The sequence below is a fragment of the Pseudomonas sp. FP597 genome, assembly GCF_030687435.1.
Classification (GTDB): domain Bacteria; phylum Pseudomonadota; class Gammaproteobacteria; order Pseudomonadales; family Pseudomonadaceae; genus Aquipseudomonas; species Aquipseudomonas lactucae.
Genome location: NZ_CP117432.1, coordinates 5,901,461 through 5,927,835 on the forward strand (window position 1 = coordinate 5,901,461; position 26,375 = coordinate 5,927,835).

22 protein-coding genes are annotated in these 26,375 nt (G+C 60.0%); 14 read left to right on the plus strand and 8 right to left on the minus strand.

Going from position 1 to position 26,375, the window contains the following annotated elements:
• Positions 1-157: 157 nt before the first annotated feature.
• Positions 158-787: a response regulator transcription factor gene (locus tag PSH66_RS27125; protein WP_003176466.1), complete on the minus strand. Its 630-nt coding sequence runs from the start codon at positions 785-787 to the stop codon at positions 158-160.
• Positions 788-799: 12 nt separating this feature from the next.
• Positions 800-2,800 (minus strand): transporter substrate-binding domain-containing protein, encoded by a 2,001-nt coding sequence (locus tag PSH66_RS27130; protein WP_003176467.1) that lies wholly within the window; start codon positions 2,798-2,800, stop codon positions 800-802.
• 77 nt (positions 2,801-2,877) lie between these two features.
• Between PSH66_RS27130 and PSH66_RS27135 the strand changes: the two genes are divergently transcribed.
• A complete protein-coding gene (locus PSH66_RS27135) occupies positions 2,878-3,852 on the plus strand; it encodes an alpha/beta hydrolase family protein (protein ID WP_305427980.1) in 975 nt (324 codons plus the stop codon).
• 63 nt (positions 3,853-3,915) lie between these two features.
• Here PSH66_RS27135 and PSH66_RS27140 read toward each other — a convergent pair whose 3' ends face one another.
• Genes PSH66_RS27140 through PSH66_RS27150 form a run of 3 tightly spaced genes read right to left on the minus strand, consistent with a single transcriptional unit; the run spans position 3,916 to position 6,381 of the window.
• Positions 3,916-4,683 (minus strand): TerB family tellurite resistance protein, encoded by a 768-nt coding sequence (locus tag PSH66_RS27140; protein WP_305427981.1) that lies wholly within the window; start codon positions 4,681-4,683, stop codon positions 3,916-3,918.
• Position 4,684: 1 nt separating this feature from the next.
• On the minus strand, positions 4,685-5,359 hold the full coding sequence (gene murU / locus PSH66_RS27145) for an N-acetylmuramate alpha-1-phosphate uridylyltransferase MurU (protein ID WP_042945360.1): 675 nt from the start codon (positions 5,357-5,359) through the stop codon (positions 4,685-4,687).
• Positions 5,356-6,381 (minus strand): aminoglycoside phosphotransferase family protein, encoded by a 1,026-nt coding sequence (locus tag PSH66_RS27150; protein ID WP_305427982.1) that lies wholly within the window; start codon positions 6,379-6,381, stop codon positions 5,356-5,358. Before PSH66_RS27150 ends, murU begins: the two co-directional genes overlap by 4 nt.
• A 1,302-nt stretch (positions 6,382-7,683) precedes the next feature.
• Here PSH66_RS27150 and ltrA point away from each other — a divergent pair.
• From ltrA to PSH66_RS27210, 12 genes are all read left to right on the plus strand, one after another.
• On the plus strand, positions 7,684-9,393 hold the full coding sequence (gene ltrA, locus PSH66_RS27155) for a group II intron reverse transcriptase/maturase (protein ID WP_305427983.1): 1,710 nt from the start codon (positions 7,684-7,686) through the stop codon (positions 9,391-9,393).
• Positions 9,394-9,536: 143 nt separating this feature from the next.
• Positions 9,537-12,311, plus strand: a complete 2,775-nt coding sequence (locus tag PSH66_RS27160) for an LPS-assembly protein LptD (RefSeq protein ID WP_305427984.1) — start codon at positions 9,537-9,539, stop codon at positions 12,309-12,311.
• On the plus strand, positions 12,286-13,626 hold the full coding sequence (locus PSH66_RS27165; protein ID WP_305427985.1) for a peptidylprolyl isomerase: 1,341 nt from the start codon (positions 12,286-12,288) through the stop codon (positions 13,624-13,626). Before PSH66_RS27160 ends, PSH66_RS27165 begins: the two co-directional genes overlap by 26 nt.
• Positions 13,623-14,612, plus strand: a complete 990-nt coding sequence (gene pdxA, locus PSH66_RS27170) for a 4-hydroxythreonine-4-phosphate dehydrogenase PdxA (RefSeq protein ID WP_305427986.1) — start codon at positions 13,623-13,625, stop codon at positions 14,610-14,612. The genes PSH66_RS27165 and pdxA overlap by 4 nt, the downstream gene beginning before the upstream one ends.
• On the plus strand, positions 14,609-15,421 hold the full coding sequence (gene rsmA / locus PSH66_RS27175; protein ID WP_003176475.1) for a 16S rRNA (adenine(1518)-N(6)/adenine(1519)-N(6))-dimethyltransferase RsmA: 813 nt from the start codon (positions 14,609-14,611) through the stop codon (positions 15,419-15,421). The genes pdxA and rsmA overlap by 4 nt, the downstream gene beginning before the upstream one ends.
• A gap of 172 nt (positions 15,422-15,593) precedes the next feature.
• Complete coding sequence (apaG, locus tag PSH66_RS27180; protein ID WP_078826307.1) at positions 15,594-15,974, plus strand: Co2+/Mg2+ efflux protein ApaG; 381 nt, start codon at positions 15,594-15,596, stop codon at positions 15,972-15,974.
• The gene (locus PSH66_RS27185; protein WP_003176477.1) at positions 15,974-16,825 is read left to right on the plus strand and encodes a symmetrical bis(5'-nucleosyl)-tetraphosphatase; all 852 of its coding nucleotides are present in this window, start codon (positions 15,974-15,976) and stop codon (positions 16,823-16,825) included. The genes apaG and PSH66_RS27185 overlap by 1 nt, the downstream gene beginning before the upstream one ends.
• 9 nt (positions 16,826-16,834) lie before the next feature.
• On the plus strand, positions 16,835-17,164 hold the full coding sequence (gene glpE / locus PSH66_RS27190) for a thiosulfate sulfurtransferase GlpE (protein ID WP_003176478.1): 330 nt from the start codon (positions 16,835-16,837) through the stop codon (positions 17,162-17,164).
• 283 nt (positions 17,165-17,447) lie between these two features.
• On the plus strand, positions 17,448-19,370 hold the full coding sequence (locus tag PSH66_RS27195; protein WP_003176479.1) for a PrkA family serine protein kinase: 1,923 nt from the start codon (positions 17,448-17,450) through the stop codon (positions 19,368-19,370).
• A gap of 117 nt (positions 19,371-19,487) precedes the next feature.
• A complete protein-coding gene (locus tag PSH66_RS27200; RefSeq protein WP_078826310.1) occupies positions 19,488-20,759 on the plus strand; it encodes a YeaH/YhbH family protein in 1,272 nt (423 codons plus the stop codon).
• The gene (locus PSH66_RS27205) at positions 20,756-22,321 is read left to right on the plus strand and encodes a SpoVR family protein (RefSeq protein ID WP_078734916.1); all 1,566 of its coding nucleotides are present in this window, start codon (positions 20,756-20,758) and stop codon (positions 22,319-22,321) included. Before PSH66_RS27200 ends, PSH66_RS27205 begins: the two co-directional genes overlap by 4 nt.
• A 64-nt stretch (positions 22,322-22,385) precedes the next feature.
• Positions 22,386-23,615 (plus strand): multifunctional CCA addition/repair protein, encoded by a 1,230-nt coding sequence (locus tag PSH66_RS27210; RefSeq protein WP_141062965.1) that lies wholly within the window; start codon positions 22,386-22,388, stop codon positions 23,613-23,615.
• A 38-nt stretch (positions 23,616-23,653) separates the two neighbouring features.
• Here PSH66_RS27210 and folK read toward each other — a convergent pair whose 3' ends face one another.
• Both folK and folB read right to left on the minus strand, forming a co-directional pair.
• A complete protein-coding gene (gene folK, locus PSH66_RS27215) occupies positions 23,654-24,172 on the minus strand; it encodes a 2-amino-4-hydroxy-6-hydroxymethyldihydropteridine diphosphokinase (RefSeq protein ID WP_003176484.1) in 519 nt (172 codons plus the stop codon).
• Positions 24,163-24,516, minus strand: coding sequence for a dihydroneopterin aldolase (folB, locus tag PSH66_RS27220; RefSeq protein ID WP_003176485.1), 354 nt, complete (start codon positions 24,514-24,516; stop codon positions 24,163-24,165). Before folB ends, folK begins: the two co-directional genes overlap by 10 nt.
• A gap of 72 nt (positions 24,517-24,588) precedes the next feature.
• Here folB and plsY point away from each other — a divergent pair, with 72 nt between their 5' ends.
• Positions 24,589-25,158, plus strand: coding sequence for a glycerol-3-phosphate 1-O-acyltransferase PlsY (gene plsY, locus PSH66_RS27225; RefSeq protein WP_003176486.1), 570 nt, complete (start codon positions 24,589-24,591; stop codon positions 25,156-25,158).
• A 33-nt stretch (positions 25,159-25,191) separates the two neighbouring features.
• On the opposite strand, the gene tsaD is transcribed toward plsY, so the two are convergent.
• Entirely contained in the window at positions 25,192-26,217 is a 1,026-nt protein-coding gene (gene tsaD / locus PSH66_RS27230) for a tRNA (adenosine(37)-N6)-threonylcarbamoyltransferase complex transferase subunit TsaD (RefSeq protein ID WP_003176487.1), read from the minus strand.
• Positions 26,218-26,375 lie beyond the last annotated feature (158 nt).

Genomic DNA, 26,375 nt, shown 5'->3' on the forward strand with positions numbered 1-26,375 from the left:
GGGCCAGGAGAGATTTGCATCAGCCGGATGGAAGGCTGGGGGTAGGGATTGCCCTACACGGATGACGGGCACGGGACAGTGCAGCCGCAAGGGCGATCTGCAAGCGCCAAGAATGGGGCCGGCGGTGTTCTGCGGGGTGTCGTTTTTGGATATGCCGCTATAAAAGCCTGTGCTCCATGGCGTACTTCACCAGCTCAGCCAACGAGGTGATATTGAGCTTTTGCATCAGCCGCGCCTTGTGGGTGCTGATGGTCTTGCTGCTCAGCGCCAGTTGCTGGGCGATGTCGTTGACGTTGGCGCCCTGCGCCAGGCGCTCGAACACCGAGAACTCGCGCTCCGAAAGCAGCGAATGCAGCGGCCGGGCATCGGTGAGACCGACTTCGAAAACCATGCGGTCAGCCAGGTCCGGGTCGATATAGCGCCCGCCCGCCGCGACCTTGCGAATAGCGGTGAGCAGCAATGCCGGGTCGCTGTCCTTGGTGGCGTAACCGGCGGCGCCCACCTTCAACGCACGGGCGGCCATCTGCGCTTCATCGTGCATCGACAGCACCAGGATTGCCGGCGGGTGGCTCAGCGCGCGAATTCGTGCAATCGCTTCCAGGCCGTTGACGCCAGGCATCGAGATATCCAGCAACACCACCTCGCACGGCACGTGGCGCAAGGTTTCCAGCAACTGTTCGCCATTGCTCGCCTCGCCCACCACAAGCAGGTCTTTGGCCAGGCCGATCAATTGCTTGATGCCTTCACGAACGATGGTGTGGTCTTCGGCTACCAGTACGCGGATCACAGGGCTTTCCTCTTATTGTTTGGCATCCAGCGGCACCGTGACACTCAGGGTGGTGCCCTCCCCCAACTCGCTGTGCAGGCTCAATTGTCCGCCCATGATCAGTACCCGCTCGCGCATACCGACCAGGCCAAACGACACCGCGCGACCTTCAGCCTGGACGAAACCCACGCCGTCGTCGCTGATGGTCAAGCGCAAATCGCTGCCCTCCAGGGCCAATGTCAGTTCCACAGTATGCGCCTGGGCATGGCGCATCACATTGGTCAGCGCCTCCTGCAGGATACGAAACAGGCCGATGGCCTTGGCGTCGCTCAGGGCCGGCAGGTTCTCCGGCACCTGCACCAGGCAAGGAATATGCGTGCGCGCTTCAAAGCGCCGGGCTTGCCATTCGATGGCCGAGGCAATGCCGGCGTCGAGAATCGGCGGGCGCAGCGCGGTGGCCACGTCACGCACCAGTTGGAACAGTTGAGCGATCAGGCGCTTCATGCTGTTCAGGCGTTCGTGCAGGCCGGGGTCCAACTGCGCATAGGCCAGTTCGCACATGGACGTTTCCAGCTTGAGCACTGTGAGCATTTGCCCGAGTTCGTCGTGCACTTCGCGGGCGATGCGGGCCTTTTCTTCTTCACGCACGGTTTCCAGGTGCGCGGAAAGCTCGCGCAGTTGCGCCTCACTTTGCAACAGGGCGGCCAGGGTGCGGCGCAGTTCAGTGACATCGTTGAGGTAGACCACCAGGTATTCGGCCTCGGCAAACCGCAGGAAGCTCAACGACACGTTGGCCGGCAGCACGCTGCCGTCGGCGCGCAGGCAATCGGTGGCGAAGTTCTGCGGCCCCTCTTCGCTCGCCCGTGCGCGCTTCCACAGGTTGAGCCAGCGGTCCATATCCAGCGTGGGGTCGAGGTCGACCAAAGGTCGCTCGATCAGCGCGCCGTGGCCGTAGCCGAGCATGCTCTCAGCGGCACGGTTGGCGTAGCGCACATGGCTGTCCCAGTTGACCCACAGGATGCCGACGGTGCTTTGATCGATGGAGAACTGCGTCAGCCGCAACGCCTCGGCACCGGCGGCACGGGCGGCACTTTCTTCGCGGGCGGCCAACAGGTCGTGTTCCAGCACGCGTTGCTGGCGGCGCTGCCAGAACACCGTTGCCAGGCTGGCGAGCAACAACAGCCCCAGCAGCAGGCTGAGGTTTTGCCAAAAGCCTTTGGATTCGGATAAGCGTGAGTATTTTGGCTGCAGCCAGCGACTGTGCAGTTGGTCGAGGTCGCGGGCAGGGATGGCGCGCAGCGCGCTTTCCATAATGCCGGCCAGTTCCGGCCAATCCCGCCGCGTGGCCACCCGCAGCAATTGCGGCAGGCCGATATCCCCCACCACCGCCAAGCCGGCAAACTCCGCTTCGCCGGACAAGCGGCTCAGTTGCGCTTCATCGACGATGGCATAGCGCGCCTGCTCGCTGACCAGCAACTGCAGGGCCTGGCGCTCCATGGGCACGCCTTGCAGGTTGAGGCTGGGGTAAGTGCTGCGCAAGTAATCGGCTACCGCGCTGGGCATGCGCACGGCGACGCGGGATTGGTCATCGAGCTTTTCCAGCTCCACGGCGGCGGCGCCTTCGCGGATGCCGACGATATGCTGGGGCACACGCATATACGGGTCGCTGAACAACCACAGGCGCAGACCGGCCGGGGTTTGTTGCAGACCTGGGGCAATGTCGACTTCATCGTCGCGCACCGCGGCTTCCAACTGCTCCTGGCTGGGAAAATTACGCCAGGTCAACTCGATATTCAGCGCTTTGGCCAGCCATTGCATCAACTCCACATTCGCCCCGGACAAGCGCTGCAGCCGGCGATCGTATTGCGCATAAGGCGCCTGCAACACCACGCCCACCCGCAGTTCCGGGTGCCGGCCCAGCCAGTCACGCTGCTGCGCATTGAGCTGCGCCTGCGGTGCCGCAGACGTAGGGGCGGCGTTGGCCATCAAGGCAACGCACAAACAGCCGATAACCAGCAGACAGCGAAAACCCATGATCCACGTCTCACATCACTGACAAATACTGAGCAACCCATTAGGCTGCTGGAATCATTTCTGGCCGGGAATTAACGATGCCCTTTTTTCACCGTTCGGCACTGCCAGCATTGTGCCTGTCGCTGCTATTTACCAGCGCCTTTTCTGTACAGGCCGCCGATACCCCTGAGCCGGTCGCCGAAAAACCCGTCGAACGCCAGCCGCTGCCCCAGCGCAGCCAGGAAGAGGCCAGCGCTCTGGAGCGCACCATCCCGCAACAGCAACAACAGCAGTTGCAGGCGGGCAGCGATTCATTCCTCGCGCTGTGGAAACCGGCGAACAGCGCCGAACCCGAAGGTGTGGTGATTATCGTACCGGGCGCCGGCGAAAATGCTGACTGGCCGCAAGCAATCGGCCCTTTGCGGCACAAATTGCCGGACGCCAACTGGAGCACCCTCAGCCTGTCGCTGCCGGATGTCAGCGTCGATACCCTGCCGCCACGCGTCATGGACGCGCCGAAAGCCGCCGTCGATACCAGCAGCAAGGACGCGAGCACCGCCGACAAGCCGATCGAACAGGCCGCCGGCGCTGAAGCCGAAGGCACCGACCCGGCCGTGGTGCCGGGCGCCGAGGAGCAGGACAAGACCGACGCCTCGCGCATCTTCGACCGTATCGATGCCGCCGTGGCGTTCGCACAGACCCAGGGCGCACGCAGCGTGGTGCTGCTCGGCCATGGCACTGGCGCCTGGTGGGCGGCGCGCTATCTGAGCGAGAAACAACCGTCCCAGGTACAGAAGTTCGTCATGGTCGCGGCACAGACACCCACCGGCCGGCATCCGGATGTGCAACAACTGGCCCCCGGCCTGAAGCTGCCGACCGCCGACGTGTTCTACCAGGACACCGCTCAATCACGCAAAAACGCGCGCGAGCGCGCCCAGGCGGCCAAGCGCTTGAACAATGACGGGTATAAGCAGGTGACCTTGAAGACCCTGCCCGGCGACAGCGCTGCCGAGCAAGAGCAGTTGTATCGAAGGGTGCGCGGGTGGTTGAGTCCCCAGAAAACGGTAGACTGATCGCACGCTTCGAATACACCACACAACCAATGCGGGATTGTGGTTATCCCTGAAATAGTGGGGCTATCGAAAATCCCGCCGTTCGCGAATCAACGCATAGGCATTGTGCAACTCGCGGGTACGCTCGGTGGCTTCACGCACCTGCGCGGGGCTGGCGCCACTGCCGGCCACCTTGTCCGGGTGGTGACGACTGAGCAGGCGGCGATAGGCACGCTTGATCGCCGAAGGCTCCGTCGTGGCCGTCACGCCAAGCAGGCGCAAGGCGTCCTGATAAGTACCGGTGCGGTTGACCAGCGGCTTGCGCTCCGGCGTGTAGTCAGCGGCCAGCGCCTTGAGCTGTTGTGGCGTCCAGCCCAACCACTTGCCCCACAGGTTGATCAGGTCGCGCTCAGCGTCATCCGCCCTGCCGTCCGCCCAGACCATCCGCCAGCACGCGCGTAACACCCCTTCCGCTGCATGGGGCTGGGCCTTGAGCACACGCAGGTAACTGCGTATGCGGTCGGAGCCGGCCTTGCCACGGTTGAACGCTGCGATCGCACGACGCTGGGCCGACTCGGTCATGTCCAGCGAGCGCATCTCCTGGCGCGCCTGCTGGATATGGCCATCCACCACCCGTCCGTTGCTTTTGGCCAAGCGCCCGAGCAACACAAACAACAATTCGTCATTGCGCAGCGCCGCACGCCCGCCCAGGCGCTCGCGCAACTGCGCGCAACTGTGCAATTGCAGGCGGCGATCCAGCGCCTGCCCCAACAGCGCACCCAACAAAGCCCCCGGGATACTGGCAATGGCAAAGCCAGCCCCCGCGCCGATCAGCGTCCCTGGCCACAACATGCTACTGCCCCGCTGCGAGCAGGGTTTCGACTTGCGCCAGGCGCTCCAGCGTGCCGACATCAATCCAGCGTCCCGCCATGTGTTCCCCCGTTACCAAACCTTTCGCCATGGCATCGCGCAAGAGCGGCGCCAGCTTGAAGGCACCCGCGCCGCACCCCGCGAACAACTTGGGGTCCAGCACGGAAATGCCGCTGAAGGTCAGGTTATCGGCACCGGGCGCGGCATCATGAAGCAAACCCTGATCGAGGTAGAAATCCCCGCCCGAGGGGTGATGCGCCGGGTTGTCGACCATCACCAGGTGAGCCAGGCCCTGCAGCGGTTGCTGGAGTTGGGTGAAGTCGTAGTCGGTCCAGATATCGCCATTGACCACCAGGAACGGCGCATCCCCCAGTAACGGCAAGGCCTGGAAGATCCCGCCGCCGGTTTCCAGTGGCTCGCCCTCCGGGGAATAACGGATGCGCACGCCAAACTGCGCGCCATCCCCCAGGTAGCTTTCGATCTGCTGGCCGAGCCAGGCGTGGTTGATCACGATATCGGTGAAGCCAGCCTTGGCCAGCGCCTCCAGGTGATACTCGATCAGGCGCTTGCCACCGGCCTGTACCAGCGGTTTGGGCGTGTGCAAGGTCAGCGGACGCATCCGCTCACCTTTGCCGGCGGCCAGGATCATGGCCTTCATACAACGGCCTCTGCAGGCTGACGCAGACTGCTCAGCAGCTCAGCCAATTCACTCAACTCCGGGCGATCGGCCAACACCGCTTCTATATAAGCAAAGAAGCGCGGCACATCGGCCAGGTAGCGGGGCTTGCCATCGCGATGGCAAATGCGCGCGAAGATGCCGATAACCTTGAGGTGCCGCTGCACGCCCATCAGGTCGCTGGCGCGCAGGAAGTCTTCGAAGTCTGGCTGCACCGGGATGCCCAGTTTCGCCGCACGCTCCCAATAACCGCGCTGCCACTCACGCACGCGGGCCTGGGGCCAACTGAGGAAGGCGTCCTTGAACAGGCAGGTGATGTCATAAGTGACCGGGCCGTAGACCGCATCCTGGAAATCCAGCACACCGGGGTTCGGTTCGCTGATCATCAGGTTGCGCGGCATGAAGTCGCGGTGTACCAGCACCTTCGGCTGCGCCAGGGCGCTGTCGATCAGCCGCTCGCTGGCGCGCTGCCACAGGGACTGCTGCTGTGTATCCAACTCGATACCCAGGTGCCGGCGCACGTACCACTCGGGGAACAGCTCCAGTTCGCGGCGCAGCAGCGCCACGTCGTAGCTTGGCAACGGCGCCTCCATCGCCAGTTGCTGAAAGGCGAGCAACGCATCGATGGCGTCGGCAAACAATTGATCGGCGTTTTGCTCGTCGATCACGTCCAGATAGGTTTTTTTGCCCAAGTCATTGAGCAAAAGAAAGCCGCGCGGCAGATCTTGCGCATAAATTTTTGGAACATTTATGCCCGACGTCGCCAGTAAATATGCGATATCGACGAAAGGTTTGCAGTTTTCCTGGGGGGGTGGGGCGTCCATCACCACGAAGGTGCGGCCTCCCCCTTCCCAACGGAAGTAACGCCTGAAACTCGCGTCGCTGCTGGCCGCGGTCAATGTGGCCGGGGGTACGGGGCCCCAGTCCTGAGCGTTGAAAAGGATCGGCAACTGCTCATCCAGCCAGACTTCCAGCTGTTGTAAACGTAGATCTTGCTCGGGCATTACAAGGGTCTCCGACGGCGCTAGCCGTCAAGCGGGGCATGCTTTATTATCACGCATCTTGTGCGACACGCGTAGCGTGTCTCCAGGTTGGCGGTGAGACGTCACCGTCAATGGTTTTCCCCAAGAAAACCGATAGCCCGGTAGCCAATCCGGGAAACAAAACAGCCCAGGGGTCCCACTGCTTAGAAGGACTCGTTGTCGCTGCGGCGACAATAGCGAACCCCAAAGCCGCTTAGCACTCAGAAGCGCGGCTATGGTCTGAATTTCGGACTGGGAGTGCCTACTTCACTACTGATGAGGTCTCTATGCGGAAACGTCTAGCCCTTAAAGCTGATGTATCGGCAAGTCAGACAGATATCTCCAAAGCTCTCGATGACGTCTTGTATCGACTGACTTGGAAATTTGCGGGAATGATATCGGCCTTTACGGTCGTCATTATTTGCGCCGTCTTCTACATCAGATAGCGAATCCACTCAGGCCCTAGGCCTACCCTTGCGGGATGAATCCCCGCAGGGATTCCTCCTGCCTTAAAACAGGAGGAAATACTCTTTGAGCGTGCTGCCTTGCAGTCCTCCGCTCACATCAAACCGGAGACACGAGCGGAAACTCTGTCTGTCATTGTCCAACTATCTTATTTTGAGATAGCAGCGGACTCGTTGTGCGACCAACGATAGCCTAGGAAAACATGCGTCACTGGTAACGGTGGGGTGTGAAGCTTTTCCGACAATGTAGTCCCCATCAGGGTGTGCTTTTGCCGTGAGGCAAAGTACAGACGCTCGGAGCAGTACCGGGTCGAGACGCTAGGCTGGTTGGCATGGGTAACGTAAGTGAACTGCTGATAAACGCCGTAATGATAAACATGCCAAAACTGCTGTCAGGCATGGACCAAAAGGTATGGGGCCAGTTATTCCTGTGGGATGTGGGAATACGTCGCTACAAGGCCTCCGGTGAAAAGGCAGACCCTAAACCAATCGTGTGACAGGTAGGGAACGTGGTAAGCCCGTATGGCCGCCTTCGGGCAGGTGAACCGCAAGGGGATCTGTTGGCTGTGCGGGTATGGGATCGCAGAAAAAGCGAACGCCGAGCTGTAATGGCGCGGATAGGGGTTGGAACATTACCCCACGGGAAACCGGGCAGACTTCTGCGTGGTCTTTTATCGCATGAACGCTGAGTAAACCTGTCTCAATCATCTTCGAAGTCCGGCAGTAATGGGCTTCTTATTCATCCACTCCTGACGGGAGCGTCCATTCCCGTCAGGGGATGCGTACGTCTTCTGCTCGGGAAACTTGAGAGGAAGGCAGCATGTTAGTACCTAGCCAACTGGCCGGGTCTGCGCCTTCCGGCGTTCCGCAGCATTGGCATGACATCGATTGGTGTCGTGTGCAGCAGAACGTACGGGCGATGCAGATACGGATTGCGAAGGCTTGTCGGGAAGGCAACTGGCGCCGGGTGAAAGCCCTGCAACGGATGTTAACCCGCTCTCGTTCGGCCAGATACTTGGCCATACGGCGAGTCACTGAAAACCAGGGCAAGCGCACGGCGGGAGTCGACCGCGTGCTCTGGGATACACCCGATGCCAAATGGAAAGCGGCAAATGGGTTGAAGCGCCACGGGTATAAGCCACGGCCACTACGGCGTGTGTTTATCCCGAAATCGAATGGAAAAGAACGCCCTCTGGGCATTCCAACCATGACTGACAGAGCTATGCAGGCGCTATACCTGCTAGCCCTGGCACCTATCGCTGAGACCACCGGCGATCCAAACAGCTACGGCTTTCGGATCGAACGCTCCACGGCGGATGCGATGGGACAGTTGTTCGTTTGTCTATCCAAGAAGGCTTCGGCCCAATGGGTACTGGAAGCGGACATCAAAGGCTGCTTTGATCACATCAACCATGACTGGCTGATCGAAAATGTCCCAACGGACAAAGAAATCCTCCGAAAATGGTTGAAAGCTGGAGTGATTCACAAAGGCCAGCTACAGGCAACGAATGCCGGTACACCACAGGGCGGGATTATCTCGCCCACCTTGGCTAATTTGGTGCTGGATGGACTGGAATCACAGCTCAAGCAACATCTGGGCGTGACGAAGGCGAAGAAGCTGAAAATTAACGTGGTGAGATATGCGGATGATTTTGTGATTACCGGTAGCTCGAAAGAGATGCTCGAAAATGAGATCAAACCTTGGGTTGAGCAGTTTCTCGCGGTGCGAGGATTGCAGCTGTCGCTTGAGAAAACCCACGTCGTCCACATAGATGAAGGCTTCGACTTCCTTGGTTGGAATTTCCGCAAATACGGCGGAAAACTCCTGATCAAACCTGCCAAAAAGAACGTGAAAGCGTTCTATAGGAAGGTAAAAGAGGTCATCAGCACTAACAAAGCGGTGAAACAGGAGGAGTTGATCCGCCTGCTTAATCCGATACTGCGAGGCTGGGCGCTGTATCACCAGCCTGTGGTCGCCAAGAAGGCGTACAGCCGCATGGAACACCAAATATTCCAAGCGCTTTGGCGTTGGGCGAAAAGGCGGCACCCAAACAAAAGTCTCGATTGGGTAAGGGAGAAGTATTTCCAAACCTACGAAAATCGAAGCTGGGTGTTTGCCACCACGGTCATAACGGAGTCAGGAGGCAAAGAGGCAATTCGGTTATACGCCCTAGAGGCCACGCCGATTGAGAGGCACAGGAAGATCAGCGGGGATTTCAATCCGTTTGATCCCTCTATGGAAGAAATGGGAGAGGCATTGCGGATGTCCCGGATGCTCGGGAAATTGAAGTACCGCAAACAAATTCTTCATCTATTTCAATCCCAAAAAGGACTGTGCGTACTATGCAAAAGCCCAATATCTAGGGAGACTGGGTGGCACGACCACCACATCATTTATCGCTCACAAGGCGGTGGTGACTCGCTGGACAACCGGGTACTATTGCATCCCATTTGCCACCAGCAGCTTCACGCTCGTGGACTAACAGTGTACAAACCGGCTCCCCCAAGGGGGGGCTTCGTAAAGACTTGAGCCGTATGCGCTGAAAGGCGCACGTACGGTTTTTAGGGGGGAGCAGACCAGAAATGGTCTGTTCCTACCCAACTTTCAGACCATCGAGAGGCGTGCGGCCCAAACCGCGGGCAGATGGCACGCAGGAAGCCCGGACTAATAAGATGGCATTGAAATCCCCCGCGTTTCGTAGAAAATTTCCGTTGCTGGTAACCGGCAGTCTGCTGGCCTTGCAACCCTTCGCCACCTCATTCGTGGTCGCCGCGGAACAGTATGACTGCTCAGTCTCTGCTTCGGGTGCCTGGGATTGCGCGCCAAAAACCGCCGCAGCCCCATTGCCACCGCGCCCGGTGCATGACGGCGCTGCCGTCAGCTCGGCCAACAGCACGGCGCAGGCCGAGGCTGGTGGCAGTGCCGCGGCCGAGCCCAAGACCGCACTGGTCACCGACGCCAAGGGCCGTGGCCTGCGTTCGCGCAGCGCCGACTACAGTCACCTTGACTGGGTACCTCGCGAAAAGTTGACCGCGGCCCAGCTGGCCGAAACCGGTCCTTATTGCGCCGGTGCGTACATCGAGCCGACGCGTCCTGGCATGAACGACAAGACGAACAAGAGCGATGCGCCCACCTTCATCGGTGCCAAAGCCTCTCGTTACGAGCAGGAACAGCAAGTCGCAACCCTGGCCGGTGACGTTGTCATGCGCCAGGGCAGCATGCAGCTTGAAGCCGAAGAGGCGAGCCTGTACCAGGCCGAGAGCCGCGGCGAGCTCAATGGCAACGTGCGCCTGCGCGACAACGGTGCCCTGATCGTCGGCGACCACGCCGAGGTTCAGCTGGACACCGGTGCGGCGCAGATCGACAACGCCGAATACGTGCTGCACAAGTCGCGTATCCGCGGTAACGCGCTGTACGCCAAGCGCGCCGAAAACGCGATCATCCGTCTCAAGGACGGTACGTACACCACCTGCGAGCCAGACAGCAACGCCTGGCAGCTCAAGGGCAACAACATCACGTTGAACCCGGCCACCGGTTTCGGTACGGCCACCAACGCGACGTTGCGGATCAAGAACATCCCGATCCTGTACACCCCTTACATCTATTTCCCGATCGACGACCGTCGTCAGTCCGGCTTCCTGCCGCCGAGCTTCAGCACCGGCAGCGAAACCGGCTTCACGCTGACCACGCCGTACTACTTCAACCTGGCGCCGAACTACGACGCCACGTTGTACCCGCAATACATGACCAAGCGCGGCCTGTTGATGGAAGGCGAATTCCGCTACCTCACCAAGTCAAGCGAAGGCCAGTTCGGCGGCGCGTACCTGAACGACGACAGCGACGAGCGCAAGAAGCAGACCGATTATGAAAAAACTCGGTACATGCTCAATTGGCAGCATAAGGGTGGGCTGGATTCGCGTGTATCGACCCTGGTCGACTATACCGAGATCAGCGATCCTTATTACTTCCAGGATCTGAAGACCAACCAGATCGGTGTGGAATCCCGGGATTTCCTGAACCAGCAAGGCGCTGTCACGTATCGTGGCGATTCCTATCAGGCACGGCTGAACGTCCAGGCGTACCAGTTGGCGACCATTTCCCAGATCACGCCGTATGACCGGCTGCCGCAGATCACCTTCAATGGTGCGCTGCCGTACAGTCCGGGCGGGCTGAAGTTCGCCTATGAGACCGAAGCGGTAAGATTTGATCGGGATCTTCAGAACGGCAACTTCACTGATAAAGACGGTGTAACCACCGCTCGCCTGGATACCAATGTCAGAGGCCTGACCCGTGCAAACGGCACGCGTCTGAACCTGGCGCCGAGCATGTCGCTTCCGCTTGAAACAACGTACGGTTTCATCACACCGAAACTGAAATACGTTTACACCAAGTACGACCTCGACCTCGATACCATCGGCAAGAATTCGCTGGCCGCGGGAGACGAATTCAAAAGCTCTCAGGACCGCGCAGTTCCAGTTGCCAGCATCGATAGCGGCCTGTATTTCGATCGCAACACCAACTGGTTCGGCAAAGACTACCGCCAGACCCTCGAACCGCGTGCGTTCTACCTTTATGTTCCGAATAAAGACCAGAGCGATATCCCGATCTTCGATACCAGCGAGTACACCTTCAGCTACAGCTCGCTGTTCCGCGACAACCGCTTCAGCGGTTCCGACCGGATCGGTGACGAGAACAAACTGTCCCTGGGTGTCACCAGTCGCTGGATCGAAGAAAACGGCTTTGAGCGCCAGCGCGTAAGCGTCGGCCAGGCCGTGTACTTCAAAGACCGCGAGGTGCAACTGCCGGGTATCCTGGCGGCTGACCGTGCCGATGCGCAGTCAGATGTATCGCCAGTCGCACTCGAATACGAGTTCCGTTTCAACCGTGACTGGCGTGCGACCGCCGACTACAACTGGGACACCGAGGAGCACCGCGCCCGCTCCGGCAGCGCCATGTTCCACTACCAGCCGGAAGACAACCCGAACAAGGTCGTCAACCTGGGTTACCGCTATCGCAACGACCAGGTGGTCTACAACCAGTTGACCGGTAAATGGCAGTTCGGTGGTGACTATGGTCAGCCGGGTGATCCGAACTTCGTGAAGGATTACTACAAAATCCAGCAACACGACTTCTCGATGATGTGGCCGATCATTCCACAGTGGAACCTGATCACACGCTGGCAGTATGACTACGCCCGCAACCGTACCCTGGAAGCCTTCGGTGGTTTCGAGTACGACAACTGCTGCTGGAAACTGCGCGTCATCAACCGTTACTGGGTTGCCAACGACGAATACAGCCAGCTCGCCCCGCTTAACGAAAAGGGTGACCACGGGCTCTTCTTCCAAATCGTCCTCAAAGGACTCGGCGGCCTGACCGGCGCCAAGGTAGAGAGCTTCCTCGACAAAGGCATTGAAGGTTATCGTGAACGTGAAAACCAAGCTTTCTGATTGTCTGCGCCCGCTCGTGCTGGGCGCGCTGTTCCTGGGGGCCGCATCGGCACACGCTGCGGTTCAACCGCTGGATAAAGTGGTGGCCATCGTCGATAACGACGTGATCATGCAGAGCCAACTGGACCAGCGGGTCAAGGAAGTTCAGCAAACCATCGCCAAGCGTGGCGGTGGTGTGCCGCCTACCAGCGTGCTGGACCAACAGGTGCTCGAACGCCTGATCGTCGAAAACCTGCAACTGCAGATCGGTGAGCGTTCCGGTATCCGTATCTCGGACGAAGAACTGAACCAGGCTGTCGGCACCATTGCCCAGCGCAACAACATGAGCATCGATCAATTCCGCGCCGCCCTGGCCCACGACGGTCTTTCCTATGAAGACGCCCGTGACCAGATCCGCCGCGAGATGATCATCAGCCGTGTGCGCCAGCGCCGTGTGGCCGAGCGGGTCCAGGTGTCCGAGCAGGAAGTGAAGAACTTCCTGGCATCGGACCTGGGCAAGATGCAGCTTTCCGAAGAACTGCACCTGGCCAATATCCTGATTCCAACCCCGGACAGCGCCAACTCCGAGCAGCTCAATGCCGCCGCCGCCAAGACCCAGGCTATCTATGAGCGCTTGAAGGCCGGTGCTGATTTCGCCCAGATGGCAATCGCCCAATCCGGCAGCGATAACGCCCTTGAAGGCGGTGACATGGGCTGGCGTAAAGCCGCTCAACTGCCCCCTCCGTTCGACCGCGAACTGAGCGCCATGGAAGTCGGTGGCATCACCCAGCCGGCCCGCACCCCAGGTGGTTTCATCATCCTGAAGCTGCTGGAACGTCGTGGTGGCGAGACCTCGCTCAAAGACGAAGTGCATGTACGTCATATCCTGGTCAAACCAAGCGAAATCCGCAGCGAAGCGCAAACCAAGGAACTGGCCCAGAAGATCTATGACCGCATCCAAAGCGGTGAAGACTTCGCCACCCTGGCCAAGAGCTTCTCGGAAGACCCAGGCTCGGCCCTCAACGGCGGCGACCTGAACTGGATCGACCCGAAAGCCCTGGTGCCGGAATTCCAGCAAGTGATGGCTGACACTCCGCAAGGCGTACTGTCCAAACCGTTCAAGACTCAATACGGCTGGCATGTCCTGGAAGTCCTTGGCCGTCGCGCCACTGACAACACCAGTCAGGCCCGCGAGCAACAAGCACTGAGCGTACTGCGCAACCGCAAATACGACGAAGAGTTGCAGACCTGGTTGCGTCAGATCCGTGACGAAGCCTACGTCGAGAACAAGCTGCCAGGCGCCGAGCAAACAGGCACCGACCAGGCAGTACAGTGAAACCCCAGCGTTTCGCGGTAACACCCGGCGAGCCGGCCGGCATTGGTCCAGACCTGTGCCTGCTGCTCGCTTCGCAACCCCAGCCACACCCCCTGATCGCCATTACCAGCCGCGACCTGCTCCTTGAGCGGGCCGCGCAGCTGGGCGTGGCTGTCAACCTGCTGGACGCCGCGCCAGGCAACTGGCCCGACCTGCCGGCACCGGCGGGCAGCCTGTATATATGGGATACCCCGCTGCAGGCCAAGGTGGTTGCCGGGCAGTTGGACAAAGCCAATGCCGCGTTTGTGCTGGAAACCCTGACCCGCGCCGGGCAAGGCTGCCTCGACGGCGACTTCGCCGGCATGATCACCGCCCCGGTCCACAAGGGCGTGATCAACGAATCCGGGATCGCCTTTTCCGGCCATACCGAATTCCTTGCCGAACTGACCCACACCGCTCAAGTGGTCATGATGCTGGCCACGCGCGGCCTGCGCGTCGCCCTGGTGACCACGCACCTGCCACTGCGCGAGATTGCGGACGCCATTACCGTCGAGCGGCTGGAGCGTGTGACACGCATCCTGCATGCCGACCTGCAACACAAATTCGGCATCGCCCAACCGCGCATCCTGGTCTGTGGGCTTAACCCCCACGCCGGTGAAGGTGGCCACTTGGGCCATGAAGAAATCGACATTATCGAACCCACCCTGGAGCGTCTGCGCCAAGAAGGCATGGACCTGCGTGGCCCACTGCCTGCGGACACTCTGTTTACCCCCAAATATCTGGAGCACTGCGACGCAGTGCTGGCGATGTACCACGACCAGGGGCTGCCGGTGCTGAAATACAAAGGCTTCGGCGCCGCCGTCAACGTGACACTGGGCCTGCCGATCATCCGCACCTCCGTCGACCATGGCACCGCCCTGGACCTGGCGGGCAGCGGCAAGATCGACACTGGCAGCCTGCTTGTGGCACTGGAAACCGCCTATCAGATGGCCGAGACCCGTATATGACCGAGCATTACCAACACCGGGCGCGCAAGCGTTTCGGGCAAAACTTCCTGCACGACGCTGGCGTGATCGACCGTATCCTGCGCTCTATCCATGCCAAGCCTGAAGATCGCCTGCTGGAAATCGGCCCGGGCCAGGGTGCACTGACCCAAGGTCTGCTGGCCAGCGGTGGTCAGTTGGACGTGGTTGAACTGGACAAGGACCTGATCCCGATCCTCAACCAGCAGTTCGCCGGCAAATCCAACTTCAACCTGCACCAGGGCGACGCACTGAAGTTCGACTTCAATACCCTCAACGCCGCGCCCAACAGCCTGCGCGTGGTGGGCAACCTGCCGTACAACATCTCGACGCCGCTGATTTTCCACCTGCTGAACAACGCCGGGATCATCCGCGACATGCACTTCATGCTGCAAAAGGAAGTGGTGGAACGCCTGGCCGCCGGCCCTGGCGGTGGTGATTGGGGCCGTTTGTCGATCATGGTCCAGTACCACTGCCGCGTCGAACACCTGTTCAACGTCGGCCCGGGCGCGTTCAACCCGCCGCCGAAGGTCGACTCGGCCATTGTCCGCCTGGTGCCCCACGCCGTACTGCCGCACCCGGCCAAGGATCACAAGCTGCTGGAACGCGTGGTGCGCGAGGCGTTCAACCAACGCCGCAAGACCCTGCGCAACACGCTCAAGGCCCTGCTCAGCAACGCTGAAATCGAAGCCGCCGGCGTCGACGGCAGCCTGCGCCCCGAGCAACTGGACCTGGCCGCGTTCGTGCGCCTGGCTGACCAGTTGGCCATCCAGCCTGCGCCCGCAGCGGAATAAGGCAGAAGGACAACGCGATCCAGATGTGGGAGGGGCGCTGCGACGATTCGACTTGCTCCCTCCCACATTTGAACTGCGTCATACCAGACAGCACGTCTGGCTTAGTGCCCACCTCTTGGCCTAGACTGATCCGCATCTGCTGTCCTCCGCTTTTGCTTTTAAGGCCTCTTGCATGTCCGATCCTCGCTACCAGATCGACGTCAGCGTCGTCACCCGCTTTCTGGCGGACCAATCGCAACCTGAACACAACCGTTTCGCCTTTGCCTACACCATCACGGTGAAGAACAACGGGCAGGTGCCGGCCAAGCTGCTGTCACGCCATTGGGTGATCACCGACGGTGATGGCCAAAAAGAGGAAGTGCGCGGCGCGGGTGTTGTCGGCCAGCAACCGCTGATCGACGTTGGCGCCAGCCATACCTACAGCAGCGGCACGGTCATGACCTCCAAGGTTGGCACCATGGAAGGTTCGTATCAGATGAAAGCCACTGATGGCAAAGTGTTCGACGCCATCATCAAGCCTTTCCGCCTCGCCGTGCCGGGGGCCCTGCACTGATGGCGACGTACGCAGTCGGCGACCTGCAAGGCTGCCTGGAGCCGCTCAAGTGCCTGCTTGAACGCGTGGCCTTCGACCCGGCGCATGATCGCCTGTGGTTGGTGGGTGACCTGGTCAATCGCGGCCCCGAGTCCCTGCAGACCCTGCGTTACCTGTATAACCTGCGTGATTCATTGGTGTGCGTGCTGGGCAACCACGACCTGCACCTGCTGGCGGCCGGTAATAACATCGAGCGCCTGAAAAAGGGCGACACCCTGCGCGAAATCCTCGAAGCACCCGATCACGCCGACTTGCTCGACTGGCTGCGCCGACAAAAGATCATGCATTACGACGACGCCCGCAACATGGCCCTGGTCCATGCCGGCATCCCACCGCAGTGGACGTTGAAGAAAGCCCTCAAGTGCGCCGCCGAAGTCGAACATGCGCTTGCCGAAGACAGCCTGTACACCGCCTATCTCGACGGCATGTACGGCAACGAGCCAGTCAAATGGGACAACGACCTGACTGGCGTTGCCCGCCTGCGGGTCATCACCAATTACTTCACGCGCATGCGCTTCTGCACGGCCGAAGGCAAGCTGGACCTCAAAAGCAAGGAAGGTGCCGACACCGCCCTGCCCGGCTACAAGCCCTGGTTCGCCCACAAGGAGCGCAAGACCCGTGACACGAAGATCATCTTCGGCCACTGGGCGGCCCTGGAAGGCAAATGCGACGAACCCGGCGTGTTCGCCCTCGACACCGGCTGCGTGTGGGGTGGCGCCATGACCCTGATGAACATCGACACGGGCGAGCGCCACAGGTGCCAATGCCAGTCCTCCCCTCCCACTACACAGCCGGCCGCCATACAGCCATAGGAGCCCGCCATGAGCGAATTCAAACGTATCCCTCCCGAACAAGCCCAGGCCTTGCGCGAGCGAGGTGCGGTAGTCGTCGACATTCGTGACCAGCCGACCTACGCGGCCGCTCACATCACTGGTGCCCAGCACTTGGACAACGTCAACATCGCCGATTTCATCCGCGCCGCCGACCTCGACGCACCGGTGATCGTGGCCTGCTACCACGGCAACTCCAGCCAGAGCGCCGCCGCCTACCTGATCAGCCAGGGCTTCTCTGATGTCTATAGCCTGGACGGCGGTTTTGAGTTGTGGCGTACGACCTATCCCGCGGAAATTTCTTCCGGCGATTCGCAATAATTTTTTTCACACCCCGCTACCCCGCGTGACGCTTGGGCTCGCGCCGTTTCTGACGAACGGCGCGGCCAAACTAATTGCTCATCGTCCCTTGCCCTCTCCGATTCCGACTATCCTTAAGCGCAGGCCATCCAAATCAGGGGAGAGCCGGTACACCGGCGTGCGGGTCATCGGTAGCGTTTAGGGTGTTCTGGGGGGAAAACAGTCATTGGCGATCGTCAATGACTGCCAGCATCGACTGATTGATCCGGCGTCGGCTCCACGTATCGAGCGAGGTGACGACGTCATGAGTATTTTTAGCCACTTCCAGCAACGCTTCGCGTCCACACAGCAGGAGGAACTCACGCTTCAAGAGTATCTCGAACTGTGCAAACAGGACCGCAGCACCTACGCATCCGCCGCCGAACGCCTGCTGCTGGCGATAGGCGAGCCGCAGCTGATAGACACCTCGAACAATTCGCGCCTGTCGCGAATCTTTTCCAACAAGGTGATCCGCCGCTACCCGGCCTTTGAAGACTTCCACGGAATGGAAGAATGCATCGACCAGATCGTCTCCTACTTCCGCCACGCCGCCCAAGGCCTGGAAGAGAAGAAACAGATCCTCTACCTGCTCGGCCCCGTCGGCGGCGGCAAATCGTCCCTGGCCGAAAAACTCAAACAACTGATCGAGAAAGTGCCGTTCTATGCGATCAAGGGCTCGCCGGTGTTCGAGTCGCCCCTGGGCCTGTTCAACGCCACGGAAGATGGCGCGATCCTCGAAGAAGACTTCGGCATCCCACGGCGCTATCTCAACACCATCATGTCGCCTTGGGCCACCAAACGCCTGGCCGAGTTCGGCGGTGATATCAGCCAGTTCCGCGTGGTGAAACTGTACCCATCGATCCTCAACCAGATCGGTGTGGCCAAGACCGAGCCGGGGGATGAGAACAACCAGGATATTTCGGCGCTGGTGGGCAAGGTCGATATCCGCAAACTCGAAGAATTCCCACAGAACGACGCCGACGCCTACAGCTACTCGGGCGCACTGTGCCGGGCCAACCAGGGCCTGATGGAGTTCGTGGAAATGTTCAAGGCACCGATCAAGGTGCTGCACCCATTGCTCACCGCGACGCAGGAAGGCAACTACAACAGCACCGAAGGGCTGGGCGCGATCCCGTTCACCGGGATCCTGCTGGCTCACTCCAACGAATCGGAATGGCACACCTTCCGCAACAACAAGAACAACGAAGCCTTCATCGACCGGATCTATATCGTCAAGGTGCCGTACTGCCTGCGGGTCAGCGATGAGATCAAGATCTACGACAAACTGCTGTTCAACAGCTCCCTGGCCAAGGCCCATTGCGCACCCGACACCCTGAAGATGCTCGCGCAGTTCACCGTACTGTCGCGCCTCAAAGAGCCGGAAAACTCGAATATCTATTCGAAGATGCGCGTATACGACGGCGAAAACCTCAAGGACACCGACCCCAAGGCCAAGTCGATACAGGAATACCGCGACACGGCAGGCGTTGATGAAGGCATGAACGGTCTGTCGACGCGCTTTGCGTTCAAGATTCTGTCCAAAGTCTTCAACTTCGATCCCCACGAAATCGCCGCCAACCCGGTGCACCTGCTCTATGTGCTGGAACAGCAGATCGAACAGGAGCAATTCCAGGCCGAAACCCGCGAGCGCTACCTGCGCTTCCTCAAGGAATACCTGGCGCCGCGCTACATCGAGTTCATTGGCAAGGAAATCCAGACCGCATACCTGGAGTCCTACAGCGAATACGGCCAGAACATCTTCGACCGCTACGTGCTGTATGCGGACTTCTGGATCCAGGACCAGGAATACCGCGACCCGGAAACCGGCGAAATCCTCAATCGCGTGGCCCTCAACGAGGAGCTGGAAAAAATCGAAAAACCGGCCGGCATCAGCAATCCTAAGGATTTCCGCAACGAGATCGTCAACTTCGTGCTGCGCGCCCGTGCCAACAACAACGGCAAAAACCCTACCTGGCTCAGCTACGAGAAGCTGCGGGTGGTCATCGAGAAGAAAATGTTCTCCAACACCGAGGATCTGCTGCCGGTCATCAGCTTCAACGCCAAGGCCAGCAAGGAGGATCAGCAAAAACACAACGACTTCGTCACACGAATGGTCGAGCGTGGCTACACCGACAAACAGGTACGGCTTCTGTCGGAATGGTACCTACGGGTCCGGAAATCGCAGTGAGAGAAACAGCTGCAAGCTTCCAGCGACAAGCTGCAAGAGAAAAGCCACTGATTCGAACATCAGCGGGCTCTCTCTTGCAGCTTGAAGCTTACGACTTGAAGCTCCCCGGAGGGGCCTATGAGCTATGTGATCGACCGACGCCTCAATGGCAAGAACAAGAGCACGGTAAACCGCCAGCGTTTCCTGCGGCGTTACCGTGACCACATCAAAAAGGCGGTTGAAGAGGCCGTCAGCCGTCGCTCCATCACCGATATGGAGCATGGCGAACAAATCAGTATTCCCGGAAGAGACATCGACGAACCGGTGCTGCACCACGGCCGAGGCGGGAAACAGACCGTCGTGCACCCAGGCAACAAAGAGTTCACCACCGGCGAACATATCCAGCGCCCCCAGGGCGGTGGCGGCGGTAAAGGCCCAGGCAAAGCCGGTAACTCCGGCGAAGGCATGGATGAGTTCGTGTTCCAGATCACCCAGGAAGAATTTCTCGAATTCATGTTCGAGGACCTGGAACTGCCCAATCTGGTCAAACGCAACCTGACCGGCACCGACACCTTCAAGACCGTGCGCGCCGGTATCAGCAACGAGGGCAACCCCTCGCGCATCAACATCATCCGTACCCTGCGTTCGGCCCATGCGCGACGTATCGCTCTGTCGGGCAGCAGTCGCGCCAAATTGAAGGATGCCAAGGAAGAGTTGGCGCGCCTGAAACGTGAAGAACCGGACAACTTCGGCGATATCCAGGAAATAGAGGCGGAAATCGAGAAACTCAGCGCGCGCATTCACCGCGTACCGTTCCTCGACACCTTCGACCTTAAGTACAACCTGCTGGTTAAACAGCCCAACCCCAGCTCGAAGGCCGTGATGTTTTGCCTGATGGACGTGTCCGGCTCCATGACCCAGGCCACCAAGGATATTGCCAAGCGCTTCTTTATCCTGTTGTACCTGTTCCTCAAGCGCAACTACGACAAGATCGACGTCGTGTTCATTCGCCATCACACCAGCGCGCGAGAAGTGGACGAAGAGGAATTCTTCTACTCGCGCGAGACCGGTGGCACCATCGTGTCCAGCGCGCTGAAGCTCATGCAAGAGATCATGGCCGAGCGTTATCCGGCCAACGAGTGGAACATTTACGCCGCCCAGGCCTCCGACGGCGACAACTGGAACGACGACTCGCCGATCTGCCGCGACATTCTGATCAACCAGATCATGCCGTTCGTGCAGTATTACACCTACGTCGAAATTACCCCCCGTGAGCACCAGGCCCTGTGGTTCGAATACGAGCGCATCGGCGAAGCTTTTGCCGATACGTTCGCCCAGCAGCAACTGGTCTCGGCCGGCGATATCTATCCGGTCTTCCGTGAACTCTTCCAGCGCAGGTTAGTGACATGACCGCCAAAAAAGAGACTAAGCGCCAACCCATTTCCACCGGGTCCGAGTGGACCTTTGAACTGATCCAGGCCTATGACCGGGAAATCAGCCGCATCGCGGCGGGTTATGCACTGGATACTTATCCCAACCAGATCGAAGTGATTACCGCCGAACAGATGATGGATGCATACGCCTCGGTGGGCATGCCCCTGGGCTACCACCACTGGTCCTACGGCAAACACTTCCTCAGCACCGAGAAGTCCTACAGTCGCGGCCAGATGGGCCTGGCCTACGAGATCGTGATCAATTCCGACCCGTGCATCGCGTACCTGATGGAAGAAAACACGATCTGCATGCAGGCACTGGTGGTGGCGCACGCTTGCTATGGGCACAACAGCTTTTTCAAGGGCAACTACCTGTTCCGCACCTGGACCGATGCCAGTTCGATCATCGATTACCTGGTATTCGCCAAGCAGTACATCATGCAGTGCGAAGAGCGCCACGGCATTGATGCGGTGGAAGACCTGCTCGATTCCTGCCATGCCCTGATGAACTACGGTGTCGACCGCTACAAGCGTCCATATCCGATCTCAGCCGAGGAAGAACGCCTGCGTCAGAAAGAACGCGAAGAGCACCTGCAGAAGCAGATCAACGACCTGTGGCGCACCATTCCCAAGCGCGCCGGCAAGAACAGCGACAAGGACAATGCACGCTTCCCCGCCGAACCTCAGGAAAACATCCTGTATTTTCTGGAAAAACACGCACCGCTGCTGGAGCCGTGGCAGCGGGAAATCGTGCGTATCGTGCGCAAGATCGCGCAATACTTCTACCCGCAACGCCAGACCCAGGTGATGAACGAAGGCTGGGCGACGTTCTGGCACTACACCCTGATGAACGATTTGTATGACGAGGGCCTGGTCACCGACGGCTTCATGATGGAATTCCTCACCTCTCACACCAGCGTGGTGTTCCAGCCCGGCTTCGACAGCCCGTATTACAACGGTATCAACCCCTACGCCCTGGGCTTTGCCATGTACCGGGATATCCGGCGCATGTGCGAACACCCCACCGAGGAAGACCGCCGCTGGTTCCCGGAAATCGCCGGCAGCGACTGGTTGTCCACCATCAAGTTCGCCATGAGCAGTTTCAAGGATGAGAGTTTTATCCTGCAGTACCTGTCGCCCCAGGTGATCCGCGACCTCAAGCTGTTCAGCATCTTGGACGATGACCTCAAGGATGACCTGGTGGTGCCGGCCATCCACGACGAGCCCGGCTACCGCACCATCCGCGAAACCCTGGCGGCGCAGTACAACCTGGGCAACCGCGAGCCCAACGTGCAGATCTACAGCATCGATGTACGCGGCGACCGTTCGCTGACCCTGCGTCACCAGCAACATGACCGCAAACCCCTGGGCGAATCCACCGAGGAAGTACTCAAGCACTTGCACCGACTGTGGGGTTTCGACATTCACCTGGAAACCCTGCAAGGCGACCAAGTGATGAAGACACACCACGTACCGCCACGCAGCGATCATAACGACAACGACTACGGCCGCCTGGACCTGGCCGTCGTTCACCTCTGAAGCGGCAAAGCCTCCATTGACCGGGCACAGGCGTTATCCTGTGGCGCTAATGGAGGCTTTTTTCATGAAAATCTATAAAGTCGGCGGTGCCGTGCGTGACCGCTTGCTGGGCATCACGGTCACTGACATCGATCGCGTGGTCGTCGGCGCCACCACCGAAGAAATGCTGGCCAAGGGCTTTAAGCCGGTCGGTGCGGACTTCCCGGTGTTCCTGGACCCGAAAAACGGTGACGAATACGCCTTGGCCCGCACCGAACGCAAGAGTGGCCGGGGTTATGGCGGCTTTGTGTTTCATGCCAGCCCCGAAGTCACCCTGGAAGAAGACCTGATTCGTCGCGACCTGACCATCAACGCCATGGCGCAGGACGATGACGGCACCCTGACCGACCCCTACCACGGCCAGCGCGATCTTGAAGCCCGCATACTGCGGCACGTCTCCCCCGCGTTCGCCGAAGATCCCTTACGAGTACTGCGTGTTGCGCGCTTTTGCGCACGCTATGCACACCTGGGTTTTACGGTAGCCCCCGAAACCCTGGAACTGATGCGCCAACTCAGCGAGTCCGGCGAACTGGAAGCCCTGACGCCGGAGCGTAGCTGGAAGGAAATCTCCCGGGCATTGATGGAGAATCAACCCCAGGTATTTATCCAGGTCCTGCGCGATTGCCATGCGCTGAAAACCTTGATGCCCGAAGTGGATGCACTGTTCGGCGTGCCACAACCCGAAGCTCATCACCCCGAAATCGATACCGGCGTACACACCTTGAGCGTGCTGGAGCAGGCCGCCTTGCACAACCAGCCGCTGACCGTTCGCTGGGCCTGCCTGCTGCACGATGTGGGTAAAGGCCTGACACCTGTGGATAAGTTACCGCAGCACATTGCCCACGAGCACACGGGGTTGAAACTGATCAAAGCGATCAATGAACGCTTCAAGGTGCCGAGGGATTGTCAGGAGTTGGCCTTGCTGGTTGGCCAATATCACACCCATGGTCATCGCGCCCTGGAGCTCAAGGCCTCGACATTGCTGGAGTTGCTGCAGAGCTTTGACGTGTACCGCCGGCCGCAGCGTTTTGAAGAGTTTGTGGTCGCCTGCGAAATGGACGCCCGCGGCCGCAAGGGCTTTGAGCAGCGTAGTTATCCACAGGCGGATTATTTGCGCGGCGCGGCGCGGGCGGCACGCGAGGTCGCTGTGGCGCCGTTGCTGGAGAAAGGTTTCAAAGGCCCGCAACTGGGTGAAGCCCTCAAGCGAGAACGGCTCAAAGCGCTGAAAGCCTACAAGGAACAATCCTCACCGTAGAAGACCGTCTTCGTGGCGAGGGAGCAACAAGCTCGCGTCTACAGAAGGGAGCTTGGCGTCAGCTGTCGGCCCTGCCACTCAAACGCGACAGGCGCCAGCACTTGATCGATCTGCGCGTCACGCCACAGCTCAGCCATGGTCTTGCCTGCCTCGGGATGCACGCGATCAGGCACCATCATCGACAGCGGCCACAGCACAAAAGCGTTCTTCAGGATCTCCGCCCTGGGCAGGATCAAGCCGTCGAAATTACCCACCAGCTCGCCGTACAGCAGCACGTCGATATCCAGCGGCAAGCCCTTGCGATCTGGCGCATAGCGGCCATTGTCGGCCTCGATGAACTTGAGACGACGATCCAGCTCCATCAACGGCAGGTCAGTGTAGGCCGACACCACCAGGTTGAAGAACGGCCCGCTCTTGATGCCCACCGGCTGACTTTCGAACACCGCCGAACAGTGCATATCCGTCAAGAAGGTCGCCAACGCATCAAGGCCGGCACGCAGATGGGGCTCGCGCTCGATATTGCTACCGAGACCAAGGTAAACCTGAGTCAGCGACATCCGCGCTCGATCTCCACACCCACACCCTTGGCGGCCGGCACGGCGCCGGGCTTGGTCAGCTTGAGGTGCAGCCAGGGAATCTGGAACTCACTCATCAGGGCCTCGGCCAGGCGCTCGGCGAAGGTTTCCACCAATTGGTACTGGGACTGCTCGGCAAAGGCCTGGATACGCGCAGATACGCTGGCGTAATCCAGCGCCAGGGTCAGGTCGTCACCGGCCGCGGCCGGGCGATTGTCCCAGGCGAAGCTCAGGTCCAGGCGCAGGCATTGGCGAATCCCGCGCTCCCAGTCGTAGGCCCCGATCACGGTGTCGACTTCCAGGCCTTCGATAAACACTCTGTCCAAGCTCTTCTCCGCAGCACGACAAGGGCGCAATGCCCCGTTAGAATCAGGGCGTCCTCGCCCGGAATAGTTAGCATGTTTTGGTCACTGGCGATTTTCGCCTACCTGCTCGGCTCGCTGTCCTTCGCCATTTTGCTCAGCCGCCTGACGGGAAACCCCGACCCGCGAATGAGTGGCTCCGGCAATGCCGGCGCCACCAACATGTTGCGCCTGGCCGGCAAGAAGCTCGCCGTGCTGACGCTGCTGGGCGACCTGTGCAAAGGCCTGCTGCCCGTGCTGATCGCCAGCCTCGCCGGCCTCACCCTGCAACAGCAGGCCTGGGTGGGCGTATGCGCCGTCCTGGGCCATCTGTTTCCCCTGTACTTTCGCTTCCGCGGTGGCAAAGGCGTCGCCACGGCGGCCGGCATGCTCCTGGGGATCTACCCACCGGCGGCATTGCTGGCCGTGCTCGCCTGGCTGCTGACGTTCTACCTGACCCGCACCAGCTCGCTGGCGGCGCTGATCGCCACGCCGCTTACCCTGCCATTGCTGGCCTGGCAAGAACCGGCGGCGCTGTTGCCGATGAGCGTGCTGACACTGCTGATCGTCTGGCGCCACCGCGGCAATCTACGCGACCTGTTTGCCGGGCGCGAACGGCATTTTTAAATACCCCCGATGAGCCCGGCTCAGGCTAACGCCTTACAACGGCGGCAACTGCTCCATCGGCCAGCGTGCCTGCACGCTGATCGCCAGGCTTTCGTGCTGCCCGGCCTGCAAGCGCTGGCATCCGGCATAGGCGATCATCGCGCCATTGTCGGTGCAGAACTCCGGGCGCGCATAGAACACATCGCCCTTCATGTCGCCGAGCATCTTTTCCAATGAAGCACGCAGTGCCTTGTTGGCGCTGACGCCGCCGGCAATCACCAGGCGCTTCATGCCCGCCTGTTTCAGCGCACGCTTGCACTTGATGGTCAAAGTCTCCACCACGGCCTGCTGGAACGCCAGTGCGATGTCGCAACGGGCTTGCTCGCTGTCGTCCCCGGCGCTGACGCTGTGCTGCCAGGTATTGAGTGCAGAGGTTTTCAGGCCGCTGAAACTGAACATCAGGCCAGGGCGATCGCACATCGGACGCGGGAAGGTGTAACGACCGGCAACGCCTCTTTCAGCGAGACGCGCGATTTCCGGGCCACCGGGATAATTGAGGCCCATCATCTTCGCGGTCTTGTCAAAGGCTTCACCGGCAGCATCGTCCAGGGATTCGCCCAGGAGCGTGTATTGGCCGATCCCATCGACCTGAACCAGCTGCGTATGACCGCCCGAAACCAACAAAGCGACGAACGGGAACTGCGGCGGTGTTTTTTCCAGCATGGGTGCCAGTAAATGACCCTCCATGTGGTGCACGCCGAGTGCCGGAATCCCCCAGGCAAACGCCAGCGCCTGAGCGCAAGAGGCCCCAACCAGAAGGGCTCCGACCAGTCCAGGGCCGGCAGTGTAGGCAATGGCGTCGATCTCGGTCGCAACGCAACCGGCATCGTCCAGCACCTGGCGAATCAACGGCAGCATGCGCTTGACGTGATCACGGCTGGCCAGCTCCGGCACGACGCCGCCATAGGCGCGGTGCAGGTCGATCTGACTGAACAGTGCATCGGCCAAAAGCCCGCGTTCACTGTCGTAAAGTGCGACACCGGTTTCGTCGCAAGAGGTTTCAAGTCCCAGTACTAGCATGGGTTTGCGCCTTGTAGAGGCTGAATTCGAAGGCGCGCATAATAGTCGCCACTCCCCCTCCCGACCAGCGGTTTTCGATCAGAGGCTTTGCATTCCGGGCAATGAGGGGTTAACATCCGCAACCCTTAAAAACCGACGACCTCAGCCGCGAATTTTTT

Coding starts and splice junctions, on each gene's coding strand:
- rsmA (WP_003176475.1), top strand. CDS start 14,609: ATGACCGAGCATTACCAACACCGGGCGCGCAAGCGTTTCGGGCAAAAC.
- PSH66_RS27195 (WP_003176479.1), top strand. CDS start 17,448: ATGAGTATTTTTAGCCACTTCCAGCAACGCTTCGCGTCCACACAGCAG.
- tsaD (WP_003176487.1), bottom strand. CDS start 26,217: ATGCTAGTACTGGGACTTGAAACCTCTTGCGACGAAACCGGTGTCGCA.
- PSH66_RS27200 (WP_078826310.1), top strand. CDS start 19,488: ATGAGCTATGTGATCGACCGACGCCTCAATGGCAAGAACAAGAGCACG.
- PSH66_RS27140 (WP_305427981.1), bottom strand. CDS start 4,683: ATGTTGTGGCCAGGGACGCTGATCGGCGCGGGGGCTGGCTTTGCCATT.
- PSH66_RS27210 (WP_141062965.1), top strand. CDS start 22,386: ATGAAAATCTATAAAGTCGGCGGTGCCGTGCGTGACCGCTTGCTGGGC.
- murU (WP_042945360.1), bottom strand. CDS start 5,359: ATGAAGGCCATGATCCTGGCCGCCGGCAAAGGTGAGCGGATGCGTCCG.
- PSH66_RS27150 (WP_305427982.1), bottom strand. CDS start 6,381: ATGCCCGAGCAAGATCTACGTTTACAACAGCTGGAAGTCTGGCTGGAT.
- PSH66_RS27135 (WP_305427980.1), top strand. CDS start 2,878: ATGCCCTTTTTTCACCGTTCGGCACTGCCAGCATTGTGCCTGTCGCTG.
- glpE (WP_003176478.1), top strand. CDS start 16,835: ATGAGCGAATTCAAACGTATCCCTCCCGAACAAGCCCAGGCCTTGCGC.
- folK (WP_003176484.1), bottom strand. CDS start 24,172: ATGTCGCTGACTCAGGTTTACCTTGGTCTCGGTAGCAATATCGAGCGC.
- PSH66_RS27185 (WP_003176477.1), top strand. CDS start 15,974: ATGGCGACGTACGCAGTCGGCGACCTGCAAGGCTGCCTGGAGCCGCTC.
- apaG (WP_078826307.1), top strand. CDS start 15,594: ATGTCCGATCCTCGCTACCAGATCGACGTCAGCGTCGTCACCCGCTTT.
- ltrA (WP_305427983.1), top strand. CDS start 7,684: ATGTTAGTACCTAGCCAACTGGCCGGGTCTGCGCCTTCCGGCGTTCCG.
- PSH66_RS27130 (WP_003176467.1), bottom strand. CDS start 2,800: ATGGGTTTTCGCTGTCTGCTGGTTATCGGCTGTTTGTGCGTTGCCTTG.
- PSH66_RS27205 (WP_078734916.1), top strand. CDS start 20,756: ATGACCGCCAAAAAAGAGACTAAGCGCCAACCCATTTCCACCGGGTCC.
- PSH66_RS27160 (WP_305427984.1), top strand. CDS start 9,537: ATGGCATTGAAATCCCCCGCGTTTCGTAGAAAATTTCCGTTGCTGGTA.
- plsY (WP_003176486.1), top strand. CDS start 24,589: ATGTTTTGGTCACTGGCGATTTTCGCCTACCTGCTCGGCTCGCTGTCC.